Source organism: Snuella sedimenti, assembly GCF_016428595.1.
Classification (GTDB): domain Bacteria; phylum Bacteroidota; class Bacteroidia; order Flavobacteriales; family Flavobacteriaceae; genus Snuella; species Snuella sedimenti.
On sequence record NZ_JAELVQ010000026.1, the window covers coordinates 14,925 to 37,034 of the forward strand.

General features: G+C 36.0%; 20 protein-coding genes and 1 other RNA gene. 14 read left to right on the forward strand and 7 right to left on the reverse strand.

Annotated features, from left to right (window positions below):
* The first annotated feature begins 1 nt into the window (after position 1).
* From JF259_RS15050 to JF259_RS15080, 7 genes are all read left to right on the forward strand, one after another.
* Positions 2-925: a homoserine kinase gene (locus tag JF259_RS15050; protein ID WP_199116548.1), complete on the forward strand. Its 924-nt coding sequence runs from the start codon at positions 2-4 to the stop codon at positions 923-925.
* A 47-nt stretch (positions 926-972) separates the two neighbouring features.
* Positions 973-2,265: a threonine synthase gene (gene thrC, locus JF259_RS15055; protein ID WP_199116490.1), complete on the forward strand. Its 1,293-nt coding sequence runs from the start codon at positions 973-975 to the stop codon at positions 2,263-2,265.
* A 77-nt stretch (positions 2,266-2,342) separates the two neighbouring features.
* Positions 2,343-3,425, forward strand: coding sequence for a glycine cleavage system aminomethyltransferase GcvT (gcvT, locus tag JF259_RS15060; protein WP_199116491.1), 1,083 nt, complete (start codon positions 2,343-2,345; stop codon positions 3,423-3,425).
* 30 nt (positions 3,426-3,455) lie between these two features.
* The gene (locus JF259_RS15065) at positions 3,456-4,289 is read left to right on the forward strand and encodes a sugar nucleotide-binding protein (RefSeq protein ID WP_199116494.1); all 834 of its coding nucleotides are present in this window, start codon (positions 3,456-3,458) and stop codon (positions 4,287-4,289) included.
* A gap of 54 nt (positions 4,290-4,343) precedes the next feature.
* Entirely contained in the window at positions 4,344-4,634 is a 291-nt protein-coding gene (locus JF259_RS15070) for a 4a-hydroxytetrahydrobiopterin dehydratase (RefSeq protein ID WP_199116496.1), read from the forward strand.
* Between the two features lie 97 nt (positions 4,635-4,731).
* Positions 4,732-5,451 (forward strand): YebC/PmpR family DNA-binding transcriptional regulator, encoded by a 720-nt coding sequence (locus JF259_RS15075; RefSeq protein WP_199116497.1) that lies wholly within the window; start codon positions 4,732-4,734, stop codon positions 5,449-5,451.
* Positions 5,452-5,516: 65 nt separating this feature from the next.
* Positions 5,517-6,509, forward strand: a complete 993-nt coding sequence (locus tag JF259_RS15080; protein ID WP_199116499.1) for a Gfo/Idh/MocA family protein — start codon at positions 5,517-5,519, stop codon at positions 6,507-6,509.
* Positions 6,510-6,703: 194 nt separating this feature from the next.
* Here JF259_RS15080 and JF259_RS15085 read toward each other — a convergent pair whose 3' ends face one another.
* Entirely contained in the window at positions 6,704-7,432 is a 729-nt protein-coding gene (locus tag JF259_RS15085) for an NYN domain-containing protein (RefSeq protein ID WP_199116501.1), read from the reverse strand.
* Between the two features lie 190 nt (positions 7,433-7,622).
* Between JF259_RS15085 and JF259_RS15090 the strand changes: the two genes are divergently transcribed.
* A complete protein-coding gene (locus JF259_RS15090; protein ID WP_233164320.1) occupies positions 7,623-10,226 on the forward strand; it encodes a zinc-dependent metalloprotease in 2,604 nt (867 codons plus the stop codon).
* Positions 10,227-10,620: 394 nt separating this feature from the next.
* Here the strand turns inward: JF259_RS15090 and JF259_RS15095 are convergent, their stop codons facing one another.
* The 5 genes from JF259_RS15095 to JF259_RS15115 all read right to left on the reverse strand — a co-directional run bounded on the left by JF259_RS15095 (position 10,621) and on the right by JF259_RS15115 (position 15,493).
* Positions 10,621-11,169, reverse strand: a complete 549-nt coding sequence (locus JF259_RS15095) for a 1-acyl-sn-glycerol-3-phosphate acyltransferase (RefSeq protein WP_199116510.1) — start codon at positions 11,167-11,169, stop codon at positions 10,621-10,623.
* A gap of 1 nt (position 11,170) precedes the next feature.
* Positions 11,171-12,253 (reverse strand): iron-containing alcohol dehydrogenase family protein, encoded by a 1,083-nt coding sequence (locus JF259_RS15100; RefSeq protein WP_233164321.1) that lies wholly within the window; start codon positions 12,251-12,253, stop codon positions 11,171-11,173.
* Between the two features lie 112 nt (positions 12,254-12,365).
* Positions 12,366-13,070: an HAD family hydrolase gene (locus JF259_RS15105; RefSeq protein ID WP_199116512.1), complete on the reverse strand. Its 705-nt coding sequence runs from the start codon at positions 13,068-13,070 to the stop codon at positions 12,366-12,368.
* Complete coding sequence (kdsB, locus tag JF259_RS15110) at positions 13,061-13,789, reverse strand: 3-deoxy-manno-octulosonate cytidylyltransferase (RefSeq protein ID WP_233164322.1); 729 nt, start codon at positions 13,787-13,789, stop codon at positions 13,061-13,063. Before kdsB ends, JF259_RS15105 begins: the two co-directional genes overlap by 10 nt.
* Positions 13,790-14,068: 279 nt before the next feature.
* Positions 14,069-15,493 carry an ATP-dependent DNA helicase gene (locus JF259_RS15115; RefSeq protein WP_199116514.1) on the reverse strand — a complete coding sequence of 475 codons (1,425 nt, stop codon included), beginning with the start codon at positions 15,491-15,493 and terminating at the stop codon, positions 14,069-14,071.
* Positions 15,494-15,614: 121 nt separating this feature from the next.
* On the opposite strand from JF259_RS15115, the gene JF259_RS15120 reads away from it, so the two are divergent.
* The 5 genes from JF259_RS15120 to JF259_RS15140 all read left to right on the forward strand — a co-directional run bounded on the left by JF259_RS15120 (position 15,615) and on the right by JF259_RS15140 (position 19,215).
* Entirely contained in the window at positions 15,615-16,358 is a 744-nt protein-coding gene (locus JF259_RS15120) for a hypothetical protein (RefSeq protein WP_199116516.1), read from the forward strand.
* The gene (locus JF259_RS15125; RefSeq protein WP_199116518.1) at positions 16,342-17,163 is read left to right on the forward strand and encodes a DUF3822 family protein; all 822 of its coding nucleotides are present in this window, start codon (positions 16,342-16,344) and stop codon (positions 17,161-17,163) included. The genes JF259_RS15120 and JF259_RS15125 overlap by 17 nt, the downstream gene beginning before the upstream one ends.
* Positions 17,163-17,702: an RsmD family RNA methyltransferase gene (locus JF259_RS15130; RefSeq protein ID WP_199116520.1), complete on the forward strand. Its 540-nt coding sequence runs from the start codon at positions 17,163-17,165 to the stop codon at positions 17,700-17,702. Before JF259_RS15125 ends, JF259_RS15130 begins: the two co-directional genes overlap by 1 nt.
* 210 nt (positions 17,703-17,912) lie before the next feature.
* On the forward strand, positions 17,913-18,440 hold the full coding sequence (locus tag JF259_RS15135; protein WP_199116522.1) for a nuclear transport factor 2 family protein: 528 nt from the start codon (positions 17,913-17,915) through the stop codon (positions 18,438-18,440).
* 28 nt (positions 18,441-18,468) lie between these two features.
* Positions 18,469-19,215: a hypothetical protein gene (locus tag JF259_RS15140; protein WP_199116524.1), complete on the forward strand. Its 747-nt coding sequence runs from the start codon at positions 18,469-18,471 to the stop codon at positions 19,213-19,215.
* Positions 19,216-19,427: 212 nt separating this feature from the next.
* On the opposite strand, the gene rnpB is transcribed toward JF259_RS15140, so the two are convergent.
* An RNA gene (gene rnpB, locus JF259_RS15145) (RNase P RNA component class A) lies at positions 19,428-19,779 on the reverse strand.
* Between the two features lie 567 nt (positions 19,780-20,346).
* Between rnpB and dnaX the strand changes: the two genes are divergently transcribed.
* Positions 20,347-22,089, forward strand: a complete 1,743-nt coding sequence (gene dnaX / locus JF259_RS15150) for a DNA polymerase III subunit gamma/tau (RefSeq protein WP_199116526.1) — start codon at positions 20,347-20,349, stop codon at positions 22,087-22,089.
* Positions 22,090-22,110 lie beyond the last annotated feature (21 nt).

Sequence of the window (22,110 nt, forward strand, 5' to 3'; positions counted from 1 at the left end):
AATGAACAACGAAATAAAAATTTTTTCACCTGCAACCGTTGCAAACGTTGCTTGTGGGTTTGACGTCTTAGGGTTTTGTTTGGACACAATTGGTGACGAGATGGTGATTCGTAAAACATCTAAAAAAGGTATCCACATCACCAAAATTGAAGGATTTGATCTACCCTACGAAGCCGAATTAAATGTAGCAGGTGTCTCTGCACTGGCCATGTATGATGCTATACAGCCTGATTGCGGCTTTGAAATTGAAATCTATAAAAACATTAAACCTGGCAGTGGTATTGGTAGTAGTGCTGCCAGTGCCGTAGGTAGTGTTTTTGGAATGAACGAATTACTAGGTAAGCCCTACAACAAAACTGAGCTTACTCAGTTTTCGATAAAAGGAGAGGCCTTAGCCAGTCAATGTGAACATGCCGATAATTTGGCTCCTGCCATTTTTGGCGGCTTCACCCTTGTTAAAAGTCTGTCTCCCCTAGAAGTGTTGCCTATCCCTTCTCCTGATAATCTGTATGTAACCATTATTCATCCACAAATAGAAATAAAAACAGCCGAAGCGCGAGCCATTTTACCTAAACAAGTAGCACTTCAAGATGCCATAACCCAATGGGCCAACTTCGGGAGTTTAATCCATGGATTGCATACTGGCGATTATGGGCTAATTAGTAGGTCTTTGGACGATGTAATTGTAGAACCGCACCGAAGTAAACTCATCCCTTATTATAATGAGGTAAAAACAGCTGCCTTACAAAGTGGTGCCTTAGGCGCAGGTATTTCCGGTTCAGGTCCGTCCATATTTACATTTAGCAACGGTATTGAAACAGCCAAACAGGTAGAAATAGCCATCAGTAAGGTTTATGGCAATACAACAATTGCATTCGATACCTATGTTAGCAAAATTAATGCAGAAGGGATTAAAATAATATAAAATAACTTCCGACTTCCGTCAAAGGTCTTCGGTCAACAATAACAACAATGAAGTACTATTCACTTAACCATAAAGCACCAAACGCATCCTTTAAAGATGCTGTTATAAAAGGATTAGCACCAGACAAAGGACTCTATTTTCCAGAAAGTATTACGCCCCTTGATCCTGAGGTTTTCAATAATATAGACAACTTATCATATACCGAAATTGCTTTTGAAGCCATTAAACAATTTATCACCCCCGAAATTCCTGAAGTCGTTCTTAAAGAGATCATTAACGAAACACTGTCGTTCGATTTCCCGGTAGTGGAATTAAACAAAAGCATATCAACCTTAGAGCTTTTCCATGGCCCTACGATGGCCTTTAAAGATGTAGGCGCACGCTTTATGGCTAGGTGCCTTGGATATTTTAATCAGGATAACGATAAAGAAGTTACTGTTTTAGTAGCGACTTCTGGTGATACTGGCGGTGCTGTGGCCAATGGCTTTTTAGGCGTTAAAGGTGTAAATGTGGTAATACTCTACCCTAGCGGAAAAGTAAGCGACATTCAAGAAAAGCAACTAACAACACTTGGACAAAACATAACTGCTCTGGAAGTAAATGGTACTTTTGACGATTGCCAAGCCATGGTTAAAACAGCATTTTTAGACACCAATCTTACCAGCAACATGCAGTTAACCTCAGCAAACTCAATCAATGTAGCACGATGGTTACCACAATTGTTCTATTTTATATTTGCTTACAAACAATTACATAATAAATACAACGATATTGTATTTTCAGTGCCTAGTGGAAATTTTGGAAACATATGTGCCGGTATCATGGCACAACAATTGGGCTTACCCGTTAAACATTTTATAGCATCTAATAACCAAAACGATGTGGTTACCGAGTATTTAAAATCACAGCTATACAATCCAAAACCATCTGTACAGACCATATCGAATGCTATGGATGTAGGAGACCCTAGTAATTTTATACGTATTCAGGAGATTTACAACAACGATTTTGAAACTTTAAAAGACAATGTATCCTCTTTTAGTTTTTCGGATGAGGCAACCAAAGAGGCCTTGCTCGAAATTTACGACACCTATAATTATGTAGCAGACCCTCATGGGGCAGTAGGATATCTAGGATGTAAGGCTTATTTAAAAGAGAATCCCAATGCCCATTGTGTTTTCTTAGAAACCGCACACCCTACTAAATTTCTGGATGTTGTTGAAGACGTTATTAAAGAAAAACAACCGCTTCCAGAACAGATAGAAGCGGTTATGGACAAGGAAAAAAAGTCAGTAGTTATTTCTACTTATAACGATTTAAAAGGCTACCTGTTAAAGTAATCTTACTAAAAACTGATATCTATATTTTTTCAATACATTTGCGAAATAAATTAAATTAACCGCAAACTAAACTATAGATGAAAAATACGGCTTTATCAGCAACTCATGAAGCACTTGGAGCAAAAATGGTACCCTTTGCAGGCTTTAATATGCCTGTTCAATACGAAGGTGTTAACGCAGAACACGAAACTGTTAGAAACAGTGTTGGTGTTTTTGATGTTTCACATATGGGCGAATTCCTTATTGAAGGTGAACAGGCCCTGGATTTAATACAAAAAGTATCAAGTAACGATGCTTCAAAGCTTACTGTAGGCAAGGCCCAATATAGTTGTTTGCCTAACGATAATGGTGGTATTGTAGATGATTTAATTATCTATAAAATTAAAGAACAAACCTACTTGCTAGTAGTTAACGCCAGTAATATTGAAAAAGACTGGAATTGGATACAATCTAAAAATGATGTAGGCGCAACCATGCGTAATTTGTCTGATGATTACTCCCTACTTGCCATTCAAGGTCCAAAAGCTATTGAAGCCATGCAACCTCTAACCGGTCATGATTTATCAGCTATCAAATTCTACAATTTTGAAGTTGGTGATTTTGCAGGTATCGACAATGTTATTATTTCTGCCACTGGATATACAGGAAGTGGCGGATTTGAAATTTATTGTAAAAATGATGAAGTCAAACAAGTTTGGGACAAAGTTTTTGAAGCTGGAGCCGATTTCGGTATCAAACCAATTGGACTGGCAGCACGAGATACCTTGCGTTTAGAAATGGGCTATTGTCTATACGGAAACGATATTAACGATACAACCTCCCCTATTGAAGCCGGTTTGGGCTGGATAACCAAATTCACAAAAGACTTCACTAACTCTGAAGCTCTTGAGGAAGAAAAGCGTCGTGGTCCTAAACGTAAACTTATTGCTTTTGAATTAGACGAACGTGGTATACCACGTCAGGGTTACGATATTGTAGATGCTAATGGCAACAAAATAGGAGAAGTTACATCGGGTACCATGTCGCCATCCTTAAACAAGGGTATCGGTCTTGGTTATGTACCCACTACTCTTGCCGGAGTAGATAGCAAAATAAACATTCAAATACGTAAAAACGCAGTGCCTGCAACTGTAGTAAAGCTGCCTTTTTACAAGGGCTAATACACATTTACCAATTACAGCATGTAGTATATGAACAAGAAAACCGCTAAGCATAGAATTTTAATTTTAGGAGCTAGCGGTTTTCTTGGTTCTGCTATCTACAAAGAACTATGCCCATACTTTAATACTTTCGGCACTTACTGCACTAATAATACCGCTCTAGAGCATAACAAACATTTTTTTCAATATAACGTTCAAGAAGATGATATTTATGAAATTCTAAACATTATAAGACCAAGTATTGTTATTTCTGCCTTAAGAGGCGACTTTGCGGCACAATTTATAGCCCATAAACACCTTGCCGAGTATGTGTTTTCACAAAAAATAAAGTGCCTCTTTTTATCATCCGCCAATGTGTTTGATGCCTATAGCAAGTATCCCAGTTATGAGTATGACAAAACCTTAAGCAATAGTATTTATGGGCATTTTAAAATTAAAATTGAAAACATGCTGTTGCGCTTGCCTAAAAAACAAGCAACTATTATGCGCTTGCCGATGGTTTTTGGTTCTGGATCGCCAAGAACTTTAGAAATTCTTCAAAGTTTAAAAGAAAAAACCCCTATCGAAATTTTCCCTAACCTTATAATGAACGTAACTACCGATACTAAAGTTACACAACAAATTCATTACATTATTAATAGAAATAAGTCGGGAGTGTTTCATCTTGGAAGTAACGATTTGGTACATCATGACGATTTTATAAAAGAGATCATAAAAACCCTAGGTAATCACAACCCCATATTTAAACACGTTTACACCACTAACGACGACAGATATTTGGCTGTTTTGCCCAAATACAACATGCTACCAAAACATTTGCAATTGGTAAGCCAAGAAATATTAACAGAATTAAATACCAGTTGATTCTCTGTTACAAAATCATTACTTTGGTACAAAATAACTCAGACACCCTTAACTATGGAAAAACTTTCTGAAAACGATATAGAAAAACGTTTACTACACTTACCCGAATGGGATTATTATGACAATGCTATTCATGCGGAATTCGAATTTGAAAACTTTAAAGATTGCTTTAGCGCCATGAGCCGTATCGCTTTTGAATGTGAAGCCTTAAACCATCATCCAGATTGGTCCAACACATACAACGTACTTACCATTTCCCTTTCTACACATAGTGCCAATGGGGTTACAGATAAAGATTTTAAACTAGCTAAGGCCATTGATGCTATTGTAGAGCCAGAAGAATAATTTGTTTTTGGCGACTAGGTTTTTAACTTTGTGGAAATTTAAAAAATAAAAATAATTTCCGTTTTTATTACGGGAATAAAAATAAAAATTTTCAATTATGGGAAGAGCTTTTGAATTTAGAAAAGCACGTAAAATGAAACGTTGGGCCGCAATGAGCAAAGCCTTTACTCGCATTGGTAAAGATATTGTAATGGCTGTGAAAGAAGGTGGTCCCGATCCAGACAGTAATGCCCGTTTAAGAGCGGTTATACAAAATGCCAAGGCAGTTAATATGCCTAAAGACAATATTGAAAGAGCTATAAAACGTGCTTCAGACAAAAATCAAGGCGATTACAAAGAAGTTATTTTTGAAGGTTATGCGCCTCATGGTATAGCCGTTTTAGTAGAAACAGCAACCGACAATAATACTAGAACTGTTGCTAATGTACGTAGCTATTTTAACAAGTGCGACGGTAGTTTGGGTACTTCGGGCTCGGTAGTATTTATGTTCGACCATACCTGTAATTTTAGAATCAATGCCGATGGCATAGACCCTGAAGAAATTGAACTGGAATTTATCGATTTTGGAGCCGAAGAAGTTTTTGTAGACGATGATGGTATTTTAATCTACGCTCCATTTGAAAGCTTTGGCGCCATACAAGCTGAACTTGAATCCCGTGGGATTGAAATTTTATCATCTGGATTTGAACGCATTCCGCAAGTCACTAAAAAATTAACGTCCGAGCAAATAGCAGACGTTGAAAAGCTTTTGGAAAAACTTGAAGAAGATGACGACGTCCAGAACGTGTACCACACCATGGAAGAGTTAAGCGAATAAACAACATTCACCCCCTTTCCATTATAGGTTTCACAAAAAAGATCAAACATTATAAATCCACTTAAATGTCCAATTTATATAATGGCAAAGTAATTAGATGGGGCATTATTGGTTGTGGTAATGTTACAGAGGTTAAAAGTGGCCCTGCCTATAAAAATACAGACGGTTTTCAATTAGCAGCCGTCATGCGTCGTGATCCTGACAAAGTGCGGGATTACGCCAAAAGGCATGGAATCGAAAAATACTATACCGATGCCGATGCATTAATCAATGATCCGGATATTGATGCCATTTATATTGCGACTCCCCCGGATAGTCATAAACAGTATGCGTTAAAGGTAGCCAATGCCGGAAAACCTTGCTGTATTGAAAAACCAATGGCACCCAGTTACTTTGACTGTCAAGTTATCTATCAAACCTTTAAAGCTAAAAAAACACCTCTGTTCGTTGCCTATTACAGGCGCTCCCTACCTCGCTTCAAGCAAGTTAACCAATGGCTTAAAGATAAACGCATTGGAGATATAAGACACATTCGTTGGCATTTATGCAAACCACCAAATGCTATAGACAGCTCTAAAGCTTACAATTGGAGAACCGACATCAACATAGCTCCTGGAGGTTATTTTGATGATTTGGCCAGTCACGGACTCGATCTTTTTACTCACCTTTTAGGAAACATTAAAGACGCTCACGGTATATGTACCAACCAACAAGGCTTTTATACTGCGAAAGATGCCATAACAGCAAGTTGGATACATGAAAATGGCATAACAGGCTCAGGAGCATGGAATTTTGCCAGCAGTATGCACGAAGATGCCGTTAAGGTTTATGGCAGCAAAGGGACTATTGAATTTTCGGTGTTTCACGACAATCCACTTGTCTTAAAAAATGCTACAAACGATCAAGAACTTTTTATTGAAAACCCCAAGCATATCCAAATTTACCATGTAGAAGGTATGCGGGATACACTTATTAACAAAGACTACCAACATCCTTCAACAGGACATTCAGCATTACATACAAGCTGGGTTATGGATAAAATTCTCGGTAAATTTTAATACTATATTAACCCGTTGTGCATTTTTGATAAAATTTTATCAATTTGAGGGCATTTTACAACTGAAATGAGTAAAATTTGTATCGAGAATGATAATTTTAGTTTATGAAATAGTTCTCGATACGATTTTTTATCAAAAAATCACTCGAACTGACATTTTGAAACTAGATTGACTCTAAATGCACAACAGTTATATTATTTATTACGAACATAAATCAATTTAAACCTGGTATTTGGTTGATCGCGCTGTTCTATTTCGAAAGCATCAAGGGATTTAAACAACGGCGTTAGTTTTTCGAAGCCAAAATTCCTTGAATCAAAATTAGGTTGTTTTTTAATAATCAAAGACCCCACATCACCTAGAAAAGCCCAACCGTCTTCATCGGCTGCATCGGTCACCGAATGTTTAAGCAATCGGATAACTTTGGGGGTTATATTATATAAATTATCTTTTTTGGCCTTTCCTCCTTTTTCCTGCTTTTCATTATACTTTGTAAGGATCTCCAGATATATAAATTTATCACAGGCTACGATAAACGGATCTGGAGTTTTCTTTTCTCCTATTCCGAGCACCTGCATGCCTGCCTCACGTAAACGTGTAGCCAACTTGGTAAAATCACTATCAGACGAAGCCAGACAAAAAGCATCGACCTTACCTGAATACAAAACATCCATAGCGTCGATAATCATGGCAGAGTCCGTAGCATTTTTGCCACTGGTATAGCTATATTGTTGTATAGGGCTTATCGCATTTTCTAATAGTACATTTTTCCATTTAGATAAGTGGGGCTTTGTCCAATCTCCATAAATTCGCTTAATTGTTGGGGTACCATACTTTGTGATCTCTTCCATCATTTCAGAAATGTACTTTGAAGGAATATTATCCCCATCAATTAATACGGCAATTTTTGTGTCTTTTATCATAAGGTATAAAGGTAACAAAAATATGTGTGGTTGTTAAGTCCTTAAGCTGCATTTCATTAACTCCGTGTTATCGCAGTAAAACCTTAACATGTTTTAACATTTTTTGGTTAAACAGACGCTTCTTAATTTCATATTTTTGACGAATTATCAAAAAAAATAGATTTTTTTTACGTTAAAAACATTTTAACTCATGAATATTAAGAAACACCTCAAACCACAAACCACTAATTTTTTTATACTTGCCATAATGGCTTTGCTTTTTTTCACTCCACATCAAGCCGATGCCCAATGGTTAAAAAAGAAGAAAAAAGCCAAAATTGAAGCAAATGCAACTGAAAAAAAAGCCAAGGAAAAAACCATAGCCGACTTCACAAAATCCTGTAAAAAAATAGAGGGGTTATTTACCATTTACCAAGACACCCTAAACGGCTCTATAAAAATGGTTATATCAGAAGACCAGATAAACAAAGAGTTTATTTATTTCAGTCAAATTGCAGATGGTGTTTTAGATGCCGGTAGAATAAACAGGGGGGCTTACAGAGGCTCTAAAGTGTTTAAAATTGAAAAGTACTTCGACAAAATTGAATTTGTTACTCAAAATACATCCTTTTATTTCGATCCCGAAAGCCCAATATCGAAATCCAAAGATGCCAATATTAGTAATGGCAATATGGCTAGCTTAAAAGTTGAATTTCATGACAAAAAGCAAGGGCTTTATTTAATTAAAGCTAGCGACCTATTTTTAAGCGAAACATTATCCCAAATTAAAAGCCCAGGATATCCAGGACAATCACCCACGGCTTTTAAACTAGGAGGTCTTAGTAAAGGTAAAACTAAAATTAATACTATAAGGAATTATAAGGCCAATACCAATCTGGCCATTGAATACGTATACTCTTCTCCAAGTATCCTAAACAGAGGTTCCAACGCCGTAGCAGATGGTAGAAATGTTAGTATTAAAGTATGCCATAGCTTGATTGCTATGCCCAAGAACGATTATGAAATAAGGTACGACGATCCTCGTGTTGGGTATTTTACAACTCAGGTAGACGACAAAACAACAACCAGCTCTACTCCATACAGAGACTTAATACACCGCTGGAATTTAAAAAAGAAAGACCAAGAAGCAGCCATTTCAGAACCTATAGAACCCATTACATGGTGGATAGAAAATTCAACACCTCTTGAATGGCGGGAAACTATAAAACAAGCTGTTTTACAATGGAATGTTGCTTTTGAAAAAGCTGGGTTTAAAAATGCCATCGTAGTAAAAATTCAACCAGATGACGCTACTTGGGATGCCGGTGACATAGAATACAATGTATTGCGTTGGACTTCTTCTCCCCAACCGCCTTTTGGGGGTTACGGCCCTAGCTTTGTTAACCCCAAAACAGGTCAAATTTTAGGTGCCGATATTATGTTGGAGTTTGTTCACTTCTCAAATCGGGTATTTTATGATAAAGTATACAACCTAGCTGCATTAGAAACGCCTTTTAACAATGAAGCACATGGTGATAATAATCATATGTATTGCTCATTAGGACATCAAGTACACCAAGATATTATGTTTGCCACCAGTGTTGCTTCGCTAACGGGAGTAACCGATTTAGAAACAGCGCGTATAAAGAAGGAAGCCATGACAGCCTTAATAATGCATGAAATAGGCCATACACTAGGTTTAAACCACAACATGAAAGCCAGTCAGCTATATTCTCCAGAACAGTTAGCCGATGCTGAATTTATTGAAGGCAAATGTTTAACCGCTTCTGTAATGGACTATGCTGCCTTAAATATTACTAGAGACCGTAGCAAACAAGGACACTACGACAATACCGTTGTAGGGCCTTACGATATATGGGCAATTCAATTAGGCTATACACCATTTAAATCGGAAGCAGCACATCAGGCACTCTTAGAACAGTCAACAAAACCAGAATTGATTTTTGGAAATGATGCCGACGATATGCGCTCCCCTGGTAAGGCTATCGATCCGCGCGTTATGGTAAACGACCAATCCAGTGATGCCATTGCCTATGCTATTGACCGCATAGAATTAGCCAATGATTTGATGAAAGAAGCTAAAAGTAATTTGATAAAACCAGGACAATCGTATCAAGAATTAAGACGTGTTTATTATTTACTTAGTAGCCAGAAAGCATCAGCTGCCAATATTATATCCAGATATATAGGAGGTGTTTATGTAGATCGTGCCATGGTAGGGCAAAAAGGAGAAACACAACCATACACCCCCGTGAGCCTTAAAGACCAAAAAAGAGCTATGGCCGCATTAAACAAATATGTATTTGCTCCTGATGCCTTTACAGCCCCTAGCGATCTATACAACTATCTAGCGATGCAAAGAAGAGGCTTTAATTTCCAATCAAGTCCTGAAGACCCAAAAATTCACAATCAAATACTTACATATCAACAAAATGTATTGAGTCACTTGTTACACTACAACACCTTACAAAGAATAACCGATTCTGAATTATACGGCAATACCTACAACTTACCTAGTTTTATGAACGACTTAAATAATGCCATCTTTAAAGAGGATAGTTATGGCAATATAAATTCGTTTAGACAGAACCTTCAATTAGAATACACCAAGACACTTATTAATATGCTAGTAGGCAATCAAAGCAAACGTTACACAAACCATGCCCAGTCCATGGCGCTTTACAACTTAAAAAATATTAAAGCGAAGATTAACACTACTGGTAACATTGCCACAAAAGCACACAAACAACATTTAAAAACCCTAATAGACAATACTTTAAAGGAGGTCAAATAAACATCTGCGGATTGAAAACCCATAGATTCTAATACCACAAGAGCTTTACCCTTGAACGACACGGGTCGGCTTTTGTTAATGGCTTTAAAAGTTATTAGGTCTTTACCATGATACAATTAACCAAAAGCTAACAGCTAAAAGTGAAAAATGAGAAGCCAAAAACTAGCAGTGAGTAGTGAAAAGTTAAAAGCCAACACCCAATAGACAAGACCTAACAGCTAACAGCCAATAATAAAAAGTTAAAAAAAAGCTACTTCATAAATTATGGAGTAGCTTTTATCTTTATATAAATTAGCAATGTTTCTTTTTAGGGACAATTCAATTGTTTACTTTATGTTTCATTACTAAGCTCGTTACAATTACATACGGACAAATTTCATGCCACGTTTTAAACCTATGAGTAGTGAGGGATCTTTCCCTTTACACCTTGATAAAAGCTACGAATAAACTTAAAATCAGCTTCAACATCACCTGTAGGATAAAAAGGTTCAGAAATTTTGTTTTGCTTATTCTTAAAATCCAACGTTAACATAATAATTGGAACACCTGCTTCCTTAGCTATATAATAAAAACCCGTACGCCAAGTCTTCACTTTTTTTCGTGTCCCCTCTGGCGTTAAAGCCATTCTAAACTCATCCCTTTCATTGAATAGTCTTGCAATGGCTTTGACCTTATTTTCTTTAATGTGCCTATCTATTGGTGTACCGCCTAGCATTCTAAAAAAATACCCAAAAGGAAAGGTGAACAATTCACGTTTTGCAATAAAATGTGTCTTTATGCCTAATACCGATCGCAGCAAAATACCAATATAAAAGTCGTGCCAACTGGTATGTGGTGCCGCAATAATAACTGCCTTTTTTAGTGTTGCTCTCGAGATGGTGGTATTACCAACAACCTGCCAACCTAAAACTTTAAAATAGATAAGTTTGGCCAGCCATTGCATATTACATCTTTTTATAAAGTTCCTTTAATTTTTTAGGGGTCATTACCTTTTTCCAATTTTTCCCCAATGCATTTTCCCAAAGTGGTTCTAAACTCAAAGAGATACTAATCATAACATCCAATTCTTGATCACTTAAATTAGCACAAATACCTTTCGGTAATTGAATATCGTGCTTCTCTTTCATGGCCTTAAAAAGCGCTACGCCTTCTGGATAAAATTCTTCTAAATGATCGAATACAATACAATTACCAATACCATGCTTTGTTCCCAACAAATAAGACAACCCATAACTCATAGCATGAGCCACACCTACTTGGGAATACACTATACTCATACCGCCATGCCAAGAAGCCATCATAAGCTTATCTTGAGACTCCTTTATTGAGAGCTTTTCACCCAAAAACACTTCTTTACAAAGCTCTAAAGCCATTTCTCCATAACTTTGACTAAAGGCATTTAAATAGGTCCCGTTTAAAGATTCAATACAATGGATATAACAATCCATACCCGTATAAAACCACTGATCTTTTGGCACATTCTTAGTTAGTTCAGGATCCAACACCACTTGATCAAATGGAGTGTAATCTGAATTTATTCCCAATTTTTTATCGGGTCCCGTTAAAACCGTTGTTCTGGACACCTCGGCCCCTGTTCCCGAAATTGTTGGAATACCAACATGATATATTGCTGGGTTTTTAACCAAATCCCAACCCTGATAATCTTTAGCCTCTCCTTCGTTTGTTAGCATAATAGCTACAGCCTTAGCCAAATCCAACATAGTCCCCCCTCCAATACCTATAATACCAGAAGGGCGTTCTTTTGTCATTAAAATAATCTCCTCAACCAAATTATCTACTTGAGAGGTCTTTGGTTCTTCCTCTGATGACACATAAATAATTTTATCGTCATAGGAAAGCGCTATTCTTGAGGTTATAAAAGCATTACTTTTAAACACATCATCTACCAAATAAATAAATGGAGCGTTTATACTTAAGCGTTTTGGGGCTAATATATCACCTAATTGATTGAAACTACCTCGACCAAAGATAATCCTTGGTACCATTGGAAAGTTTTTATAATTCATGCAATTTGTTTTCTTTTACTACGTGTAAAAATAATATTAATTTAAGTTTATTCGGTTTAATGTAATTGGTTTGTAAAAATACTAATTGTCTGGTTATTCTTTCAATTAATTGTTAGTTTAACAGTCTTTTTAATTCTCTTAAGCTCGATATGGTTCTATACACCTTACCATTGGTTTCCTTTTCACTTACTTGTTCATGTGCCCAAGTTGTATGAAACGGCACGTGAATAGCATGTGCTTTTATGTTTACCAAAGGTAAAATATCCGACTTCAACGAGTTTCCTACCATTAAAAATTCAGAGGGGTTAATATCTAAATGGTTTAACAGTCTGGAATAGTTGATTTCTTGTTTGTCGCTTAACACCTCAATATGATGAAAATAATCTGTTAAGCCCGACCTTTCTAATTTTCGTTCTTGATCCAACAAATCGCCTTTGGTTGCTAAAATCAATCTATATTTTTTGGATAAATGGTGTAAAACATCTTCTACCCCATCGAGTAATTCAACAGGTTTGTTAAGCATCTCCTTTCCAATATTCAAAATAGCTTCAATGGTTTTATTAGACACATCGTAATTGGATAGTTCTAATGCCATTTCTACCATAGACAAAACAAAGGCCTTAACACCGTAACCATACAAAGGCAAATTAGCAATTTCCTTTTTAAAAAGCTCTTGATCAATTTTATTGGGTGTTTCGTATTCCGATAACAACTTTCCAAACTCGGCTTCGGCTTCCCGAAAATAGGTTTCATTAACCCAAAGTGTGTCATCGGCATCAAAACCAATAACTTTTATATGCTGATAATCTATTCCCATAGTTTCTTTGCGCGTTCTAAATCTTCGGGTGTATCAATTTCTACACCCTGCACATCGGTTTCAACCATTTTAATACGCTTACCATACTCTAAATAGCGAATGCATTCTATTTTTTCGGAAGCCTCTAAAGGTAACATTGGTAATTTATAAAAATCCAATATAGCCTCTTTTCTAAAGGCATAAACACCTTTGTGCTTATAGTATTTAACATCTACATTTAAATCGCGTGGGTACGGTATAGGGTTTCGCGAAAAATACAGTGCAAAATTAGATTGGTCTACGATTACTTTTACGGTATTGGGATTGTTAATCTCATCCAAATCGGTTATATGTACCATTAACGAGGCTAAATCTATTTGCTTACCGGGGTCTTCCTTAAAAACACTTATAAGCTTTTCCAAAGAAGTCCTATCTGTAAAAGGTTCGTCGCCCTGTACATTAATAACAATATCGACATCCATGTTCTCAACAGCTTCTGCTATTCTATCACTGCCACAATCATGCTCCTTAACACTCATAATCGCTTTCCCACCGTTATTTACAATTTCATCATAAATAATGGCACTATCGGTTACAACAAAAACGTCATCAAACAAATTAGTAGCAACAGTCGCTTCATAAGTACGCCGTATTACCGTTTTACCTCCAAGATCTTGCATAAGTTTTCCTGGAAAACGAGACGCTGCATAGCGTGCAGGTATCATTGAAATTATCTTCATTTACTATGTATATCAATTCTTAACCCAAAAATAGAATATTTATATTAGAGCCAATAGTTTTATAGTATTAAATCTTTTTAAAGAACTCATCTTGACTTTTTCCAATTGGTTAAAAATTTTACCTTTTCATGAATAAAAGCCACTCTTTAAAACTTACTAAAAATAAATCAGTCTAATTTCTTTAATCTAAAAACGTAGCAGTCTTAAGTCAATCTTTCGGATAACACTGAAATGCTATAAGTTTACTTTTATCTAGGTTCATTTGTCTAAGGTTAACAACTACGTTTCAAAAAATGTATCCTTAAACCCTATGAGATATAATTTTTCCCTTGCCCGTGTTACTGCTGTATAAAGCCACCTTAAAAAGTCTTTATCCACACCGTTTGGCAAATAGGGCTGCTCGACAAAAACAGTATTCCATTGCCCTCCTTGGGACTTATGACACGTAATAGCATAGGAAAATTTAACCTGTAAGGCATTAAAGTGCTTGCTTCCCTTAACTTTTAAAAACTTTTTGTATTTACTGGTTTCATCTTCAAAATCCTTCATGACTTCTTGGTACAAACGATTCGAATCTTCATAAGAAAGTGAAGGGGTTTCCGATTCTATGGTATCTAACAATACAACTGTTTCAAAAGCTTGCATTTTAGGATAATCTACCATACGCACTTTAACTTCTGCAAAACGAAAGCCATAAAGTTCCTGTATACTGAAAATCTCCAGTACTTCAATAATATCGCCATTGGCAATAAACCCTGCTTCGGAGGTTGGTTTAATCCAAAAGTAATTGTTTTTTACAACCATTAAATAATCACCGGGGGTTAATTCATTTTCATTAAATAAAATGCGACTGCGTATTTGTTGGTTATATAAATTCGCCCGTTTATTACTACGTACTATAATAGCTGTATCTTCATTTCCCATAGTGCTATACGCATCGTTTATAGCATCCATGATTTCATGCCCATCTATAAGCTTTACAATATCTTTAAATCCGCGCAAATCAAATTTAAAGGTTTCGTAAAACGAATTGGACAGAGCTTCCCTAAGCATTGTTGCATTTATAAGGATGCCCGAATCTTGTCCTTGTCGCACCACCTCGTCCAACTCCATTTTAGTAACCTCCTTATTGTAATTCAAACTAAGCGTGTTTGGATCGAGAGCAGGGCTTAAATCCAATTTCACTGGAGGCAATTGTGCCGTATCTCCTATTAACAAAAGCTTACACTGGTGTCCGGAATACACATACTGCATTAAATCATCAAGCAACGAGCCATTTTCAAAAAGCTTTGATTCTCCAGGAGTATCCGATATCATAGAAGCTTCATCAACTATAAACAGTGTATTTTTATGCTTATTTGGCTGTAAAACAAACTTAACCCCTCCGCCTTTGTCTTTTTTTGGAAAATAGATTTTTTTATGAATCGTAAAAGCCTCTTTACCTGAATAGTTAGCAATAACTTTAGCCGCACGTCCCGTAGGAGCCATTAAAACCGAACTTTTCTTGGCTTTCCACAAATTGGAGACTATAGTTCCTATTATAGTTGTTTTTCCTGTTCCCGCATACCCCTTTAGTAGATATAGCGCATTGGATGTTTTACTAAAAATAAAATGTGATAGTTGTTGCAGTACAATATCCTGTTTCATTGTAGGCTGAAAAGGGAACTGCTGCTTCATAAGTGCGTAAAATTCGGTAGAAGTCATCTAATGTGCTTATAAATTCTCCAAAGATAAAAATGATTTTTACGTGCTTTGGTTTTTACGATTAAAAAAAAATTGTAGATTTGCGAAAGACCTTTAATAACTTTTTAATTAAAAATCGACGATGTTAAAATTTATTCTTATTGCAGTTGCTGTAATTTTAGTTACCATTGGCTTAGTTAAGCTAGTTGACAAATTTATACCTTTAAAATTCAAGCCTTTCTTAACTTTAATCTTGTGGTTGGTGATAGGTTATCTGGGATACCAAACTTACATGTCTATATATGAACCTATCCAGTTCAATAAAGAAAAAAACAAGCGCTATGCTAAGGTAATAAAAAGTTTGATCGATATTAGGGACGCGCAACTAGCTCACAAACAAGTAACTGGAAGATTTACCGATAATTTTGACAACTTAATTAAATTTGTTGATACTGCCGAGTTTACAATTACGCAACGTCGTGACACTAGTGTTTTAGATGTAGAAATGACAAAGCGCTATGGAGGTGTTCCTACTTATAAAGATGAAGTAATCATAGATACTTTGGGCTTTGTTCCTGTAAAGGATTCTTTATTTAAGAACTCAACCCGTTACCAAACAATGATGAACATACCTGTTGGCAAGCCAGGTTCTAAATTTGAATTAAAGGCGGGGTTTATTGAACAAAATGACGTAAACATTCCCGTATTTGAAGCTGCTGCGAAAAAAGATTTTCTTTTCTTCGACCAGGATAAAGATTTACTTAATCAAGAAAAACAAGTTATTTCTACCGTTGTAGGTGTAACAGGAGATGCCATTAAAGTAGGATCGATGGAAGAAGTTACAACTAGCGGTAACTGGCCTAAAACCTATGGTGATAACGAATAATATTTTAGATACATTAACACATAAGGAATTGTCCATTCAAATAAGTTTGAGTGGACTTTCTTTTTGTATTGTAGACAGGGACAATAATACAATTACAACGCTTAAGGAAGTTGATTTTGAAAAGCGCCTCACCCCCATAGCTATTTTAGATCGTTTAAAGCATACTTTCAACACAGAGGAGGCATTACAAGAATCCTTTAACGCCGTTTGCGTAATCCATGAAAATGAACTATCAACGTTGGTCCCTAAACCGCTTTTTAATGAAGAGTGCTTAGCCGATTATTTAAAATTCAACACCAAAATATTAAAATCGGACTTCATTACTTTTGATGCCATCAATATAAACGACTCTGTTAACGTATATGTTCCTTACGTAAATATTAACAATTTTATTTATGACAAGTTTGGGGCTTTTACCTTTAAGCATGTATCTACCATTTTAATTGAACAAGTATTGCTAATAGAAAAGAATAACGATACGCCTAAAATATACGTAAACATTTGCTCGAACCACTTTGAAATGGTTGTTGTTAACAAAACGAAACTTCAACTTTATAACACTTTTGAATACGCGACTAAGGAAGATTTTATTTACTACATCCTCTTCGCATCCGAACAGTTGGAATTAAACCCAGAAACACTACAACTGGTCTTATTAGGAAATATTGATGAAAACGATCCTTTATATCAAATAGCTTACAAGTATATTAGACATATTAGCTTTGGAGACCGCCTTGACAACTACCAATATCTTGAACAACCAAAAACCAATTATTCGAATTTTACATTAATAAAAAGTTTTTAATGCGTATTATATCAGGAATATATAAGAGACGGAAAATAATTGCCCCAAAAAACTTACCGGTTAGACCAACAACCGACATGGCAAAGGAGTCTTTGTTCAATATTTTAAATAATCTTTTTTATTTCGACCAAGTTACCGTTTTAGATCTTTTTGCCGGTACTGGAAACATTAGCTATGAATTTGCTTCTAGAGGAACTGAGCAAATTACCTGTGTAGACCAAGATTATGGCTGTATAAAATTTATAAACCAAACAGCCCAAAGTTTCGACATGCCCATCCAAACCATAAAAAGTGATGTTTTCAAATTTTTAGAAAAGGCAACTTTACAGGCGAATATCATTTTTGCTGACCCCCCATACAACCTCCCCGATGCTCAATTTGCTAAAATACCTGAATTAGTCTTTCAAAATAATTTTCTTATAGAAGGTGGGATTCTTATTATAGAACATTCAAAACACACCGACTTGTCTAATTTAGATCATTACGCCTACTCCAAAAGCTATGGAGGCAACATGTTTAGTTTTTTTGAAGCGTCATAAAAAAGATTTAATCGATAAAAATTCCTCGAGGATAATTCGTTTCAAAAAAATATTTATTTTCTTACTTCTTTAAATCCTTTTTTTTCAGTACTTTAGATAGATAATAAAAGAGTCCTGTCTCTATCATCCACTTCCTTACTCAATAAAATTAGTTCTTTTTATTGTCCATGATTATGGTAAATAGCTTATTAATTAACTAAAACTATAATTATGAAAAAACTCTTTTTAGTAGGGCTTGCCTTAATTTTTATTATTGCATGCCAACAAACTCCCCAGCGTTATTTTTCTGAATCTCCAGAAATAGAAACAGTCAAGTCTGGCATCAAAGCTTATGAAAATCAAAATTGGGAAGTCTGGAAATCCAACTTTGCGGATACAGCAAAAATATACCCAAACTCCAGCAAAGGAATTACCCCAGACGAAAGTATTGAAGGCCATAAACAAATGCTTTCCAACTTTTCATCTTACGGATTTTCAGAAAAAGGAGGTATTTCTGAAATGATAATCGACAAAGAAGGAAAAACTTGGGTTAATTATTGGGACCACTGGAAAGGTACACTTAAAGCCAATGGTAAAGAATTACACATCCCTGTCCATTTAACATTACAATTTATTGATGGGAAAATCGCAAACGAATATGCCTATTACAACCTCGCTCCCTACATGGCTGCTCTACAAGAAATAGAAGCCGAAAAATTGGCAGTCGCAAGTGAAGAAATGAATCAAACTGAAGAATAACATACTTCTCAAATTAAAGACAACTATTATGAAAACTTTAAAAACCGCATTACTAATTGCGTTCGCTTTTTGTTTAACCCTAAACATAGCCAATGCCCAAAAACGCTATTATATACATGTAGACAATGTAAAACCATCAATGGTAAAAGACTATGAAAAAGTAGCAAAGGAATTTGTAGAGGCCTGTAAAAAACACAAACCCCAAACAGAATGGCTAACTTCTGTAACCAGTGATTTAAGATATATGTATGTTACACCACTTGAAAAATTTGCTGATTTGGATGCAAAACCTTTTGCAGACATGTCTAAAGCAATGGGAGAAGATTGGACTAACATGTTTACCCGTTTCAACAAATGTTATGATTCCCACTCTGACTATATTATTACACTAGCCGAAGACCTAACCTATATGCCAGAAGGTTTCTCTCAAACCCAAGAAGGGCTAAACAATAGGGAATATTACTTCCTCTATTATACCCCAGAAAACCAAGGCAAGTTAAAGGAATCTATGAAAGCTATCAAAGAGCTATTTGTTAATAAAAACTCAAAACTATATTATAGGGTTTATCATAGTGGATTGGGAAATCCTGAAAGTTACTACCTAGTAGCAGTTTCTTCAAAAGACGATGTAGATGCTGCCATGCAATCTAAGGCTAACGATGAACTTTTAGGAGAGAAACGTCATGAAGTATTTGGGAACATGATGAAACACCTATCGCGATTCGAAGAATACAAAGGGCAAATTCGTCCAGATTTAGCCTATTCTTCTAACTAATTTAGACATAACTATAGAGACTGTTTAAAATTTGTTATAGGCCATTTTTTTGCCAATTAAGGCTTTAAAACAGGAGTTTAGCAGCGCTAAATGAGGATTTTCATTACGAAAAGTGGTGAAAAAAGGGGCATAACAAAACCAAAAGGTGGAATTTTAAACAGTCTCATATACAAAAGCACAAGTGCGACCGGTGGGTCGCACTTCTGTTTAACTAAGCAAATCTATAAGCCGAATTCTGTACTCTTAAAAAGAGCCCTTATCATTTATCTGAGCGCATTGTTACCAATACACTTTAGCTGCCTACCCTCCAGCATCGGACGTGCAGCCCTCAAACACTGGTTTACATGACATTGCACCACATAGAGTTTACCTGATTTCACTACAGCATTACCTGTACATCCTTTCTGTTGCACTTTTCCTAGCCTCACGACTGGTGGCCATTAACCACTATGTTGCACTTTGGTGTTCGGACTTTCCTCCCTAATGCTTAACTTGTTTCAGTACCTTATACGAATACTTGATACGAATAAAACAAGTTCAGCTTTCGAGCGATAAGGCGATTTACTTAAAAGCAAAAGTAATATTATAAGTTGTAAATGTCTAAAGTTAGAAGTACTTAAAAAACTTTTTTTTTAATACCCATTATGTGTCATAATGCAAAAAAACAGTGTTTTGTCATGTCTGACGTGTTACACAAAGCATAGTCGAAGCGAATGGAGCAATCTCTTTGTTAATCGAAAGATTCTTCACTACCATTTCGACTTCAATGCTCAATGTCCGTTCTGAATGAATCAAACTTTTAAACTTGAAACTTTTCACTTTTGACTCTTAGGTCTTGGGATTGATAATTTTTCAATTACTACGTGCAACTAACTCCATACCCCTTTCTCTTCCATGCTCCCAACTCCCGTCTTCAAGCCTCCTACTTTCTAACTTTTAACTTTCAACTTTACACTTTCAACTTTCAACTTTCAACTTTTAACCTTTAACTTTCAACTTTACACTTTTAACTGTTAACTTTTCACTTCACAAATTGTTAATAACTCCTATAAAATTCAGAATTTTGAATTCAGAATTTTGAATTGAATTTTTAACTTTGTTTCAAATCCAACACGGGTAAATTTAGTAGCATTGGAACACTTTATAGTATCGGCAAGAAAGTATAGACCACAAACCTTTAAGGACGTTGTTGGTCAGCAAGCCATTACCAATACCTTACTAAATGCTATTGAAAATAACCACTTGGCCCAAGCCCTATTGTTTACGGGTCCCCGGGGGGTTGGCAAAACGACTTGTGCCCGTATTCTAGCTAAAATGATTAATAGCGAAGGAACCGAAACGGGAAATGAAGATTTCGCTTTTAATGTTTTTGAACTAGATGCTGCTTCAAATAATTCTGTTGACGACATACGAAACCTAACAGATCAGGTGCGTATACCGCCCCAAGTAGGAAAATATAAAGTATACATTATCGACGAGGTTCATATGCTATCGCAAGCCGCGTTCAATGCTTTTTTAAAAACACTTGAGGAGCCTCCCAAACATTGTATCTTCATTTTAGCAACTACTGAAAAACACAAGATAATACCAACTATATTATCGCGATGTCAGATATTTGATTTCAAGCGCATCACTGTCAGAGATGCAAAAGAATACCTTAAATATATTGCTGAAGAGCAAGGCATAACTGCCGAAGATGACGCTTTACACATCATCGCCCAAAAAGCAGATGGAGCCATGCGTGATGCACTATCCATTTTTGATCGTGTCGTAAGCTTTTCTGGAAAGGACTTAACTCGAAAGGCCGTAACCGAAAACTTAAATGTTTTAGATTACGAAACCTACTTTACCAGTACAGACCTTATTCTGGAAAATAAAATCCCTGAACTGCTACTACAATTTAACAATACACTCTCTAAAGGTTTCGACGGACATCATTATATAGCTGGTTTAGCCTCTCATTTTAGGGATTTACTGGTAAGTAAAACACAAAAGACAATAAGCTTATTGGAAGTTGGCGATCAAACCAAAGCAAAATACCTGGAGCAATCCAGCAAGGCATCCCAAGAATTCCTGCTTCAAGCAATCAATCTCGCCAACGACTGCGATTTAAAATATAAAACCAGTAAGAACCAACGCTTACTTGTTGAGTTATGCTTAATGCAACTTGCCTCTATCACTTTTGATGGAGAAAAAAAAAATAGCAAACGTTACATAATCCCACCTTCCTATTTTAAGAACAAGGGTATCACACCTATATCCGTAACGGTTCCTAATAAACAGCCAGCAGCGGTAAATAAGGTACAGCCAGACGAGGTGCTTAACAAAACCAGTAGCACATTACAAAATGCCTTGACCGAATCTGGTAAAAAGCAAGTGGATACACCTCCAAAGATTGTATTAAATAAAGATGTAAAACGTACATCAGGACTTTCATTAAAAAGTATTCGTGCAAAAAAGGAGCATCTTATCAAACAAATGGATGTTGTTGTTGAAGAAGAGAATTTACCAAAAGACCCCTTTACAGAACAAGCGCTTATAGAGGCTTGGCATGCCTACACCAAAGTACTTGAAGATAAAGGTCAGTTTAATTTAGCATCCATTCTATCTATAGACACGCCAAAAGTTGTAAATACCGAAGTCCATTTAGAGTACCCTAATGCCACTAACAAGATGGAATTAGAACGCAACCAATATGATCTTTTAGCTTATATTAGAAAAGCTGTTAATAATTACGATGTCAATCTATGCATTACCGTTAACGAGACCATGGAAAAGAAATATGCCTACACCGACAGGGATAAATTTGAAAAATTAAAAGACAAAAATCCAAACATAGATCTTTTAAGAAAACTATTTGATTTAGAGGTTTAAAACGACTCTACGCGTTTTAAT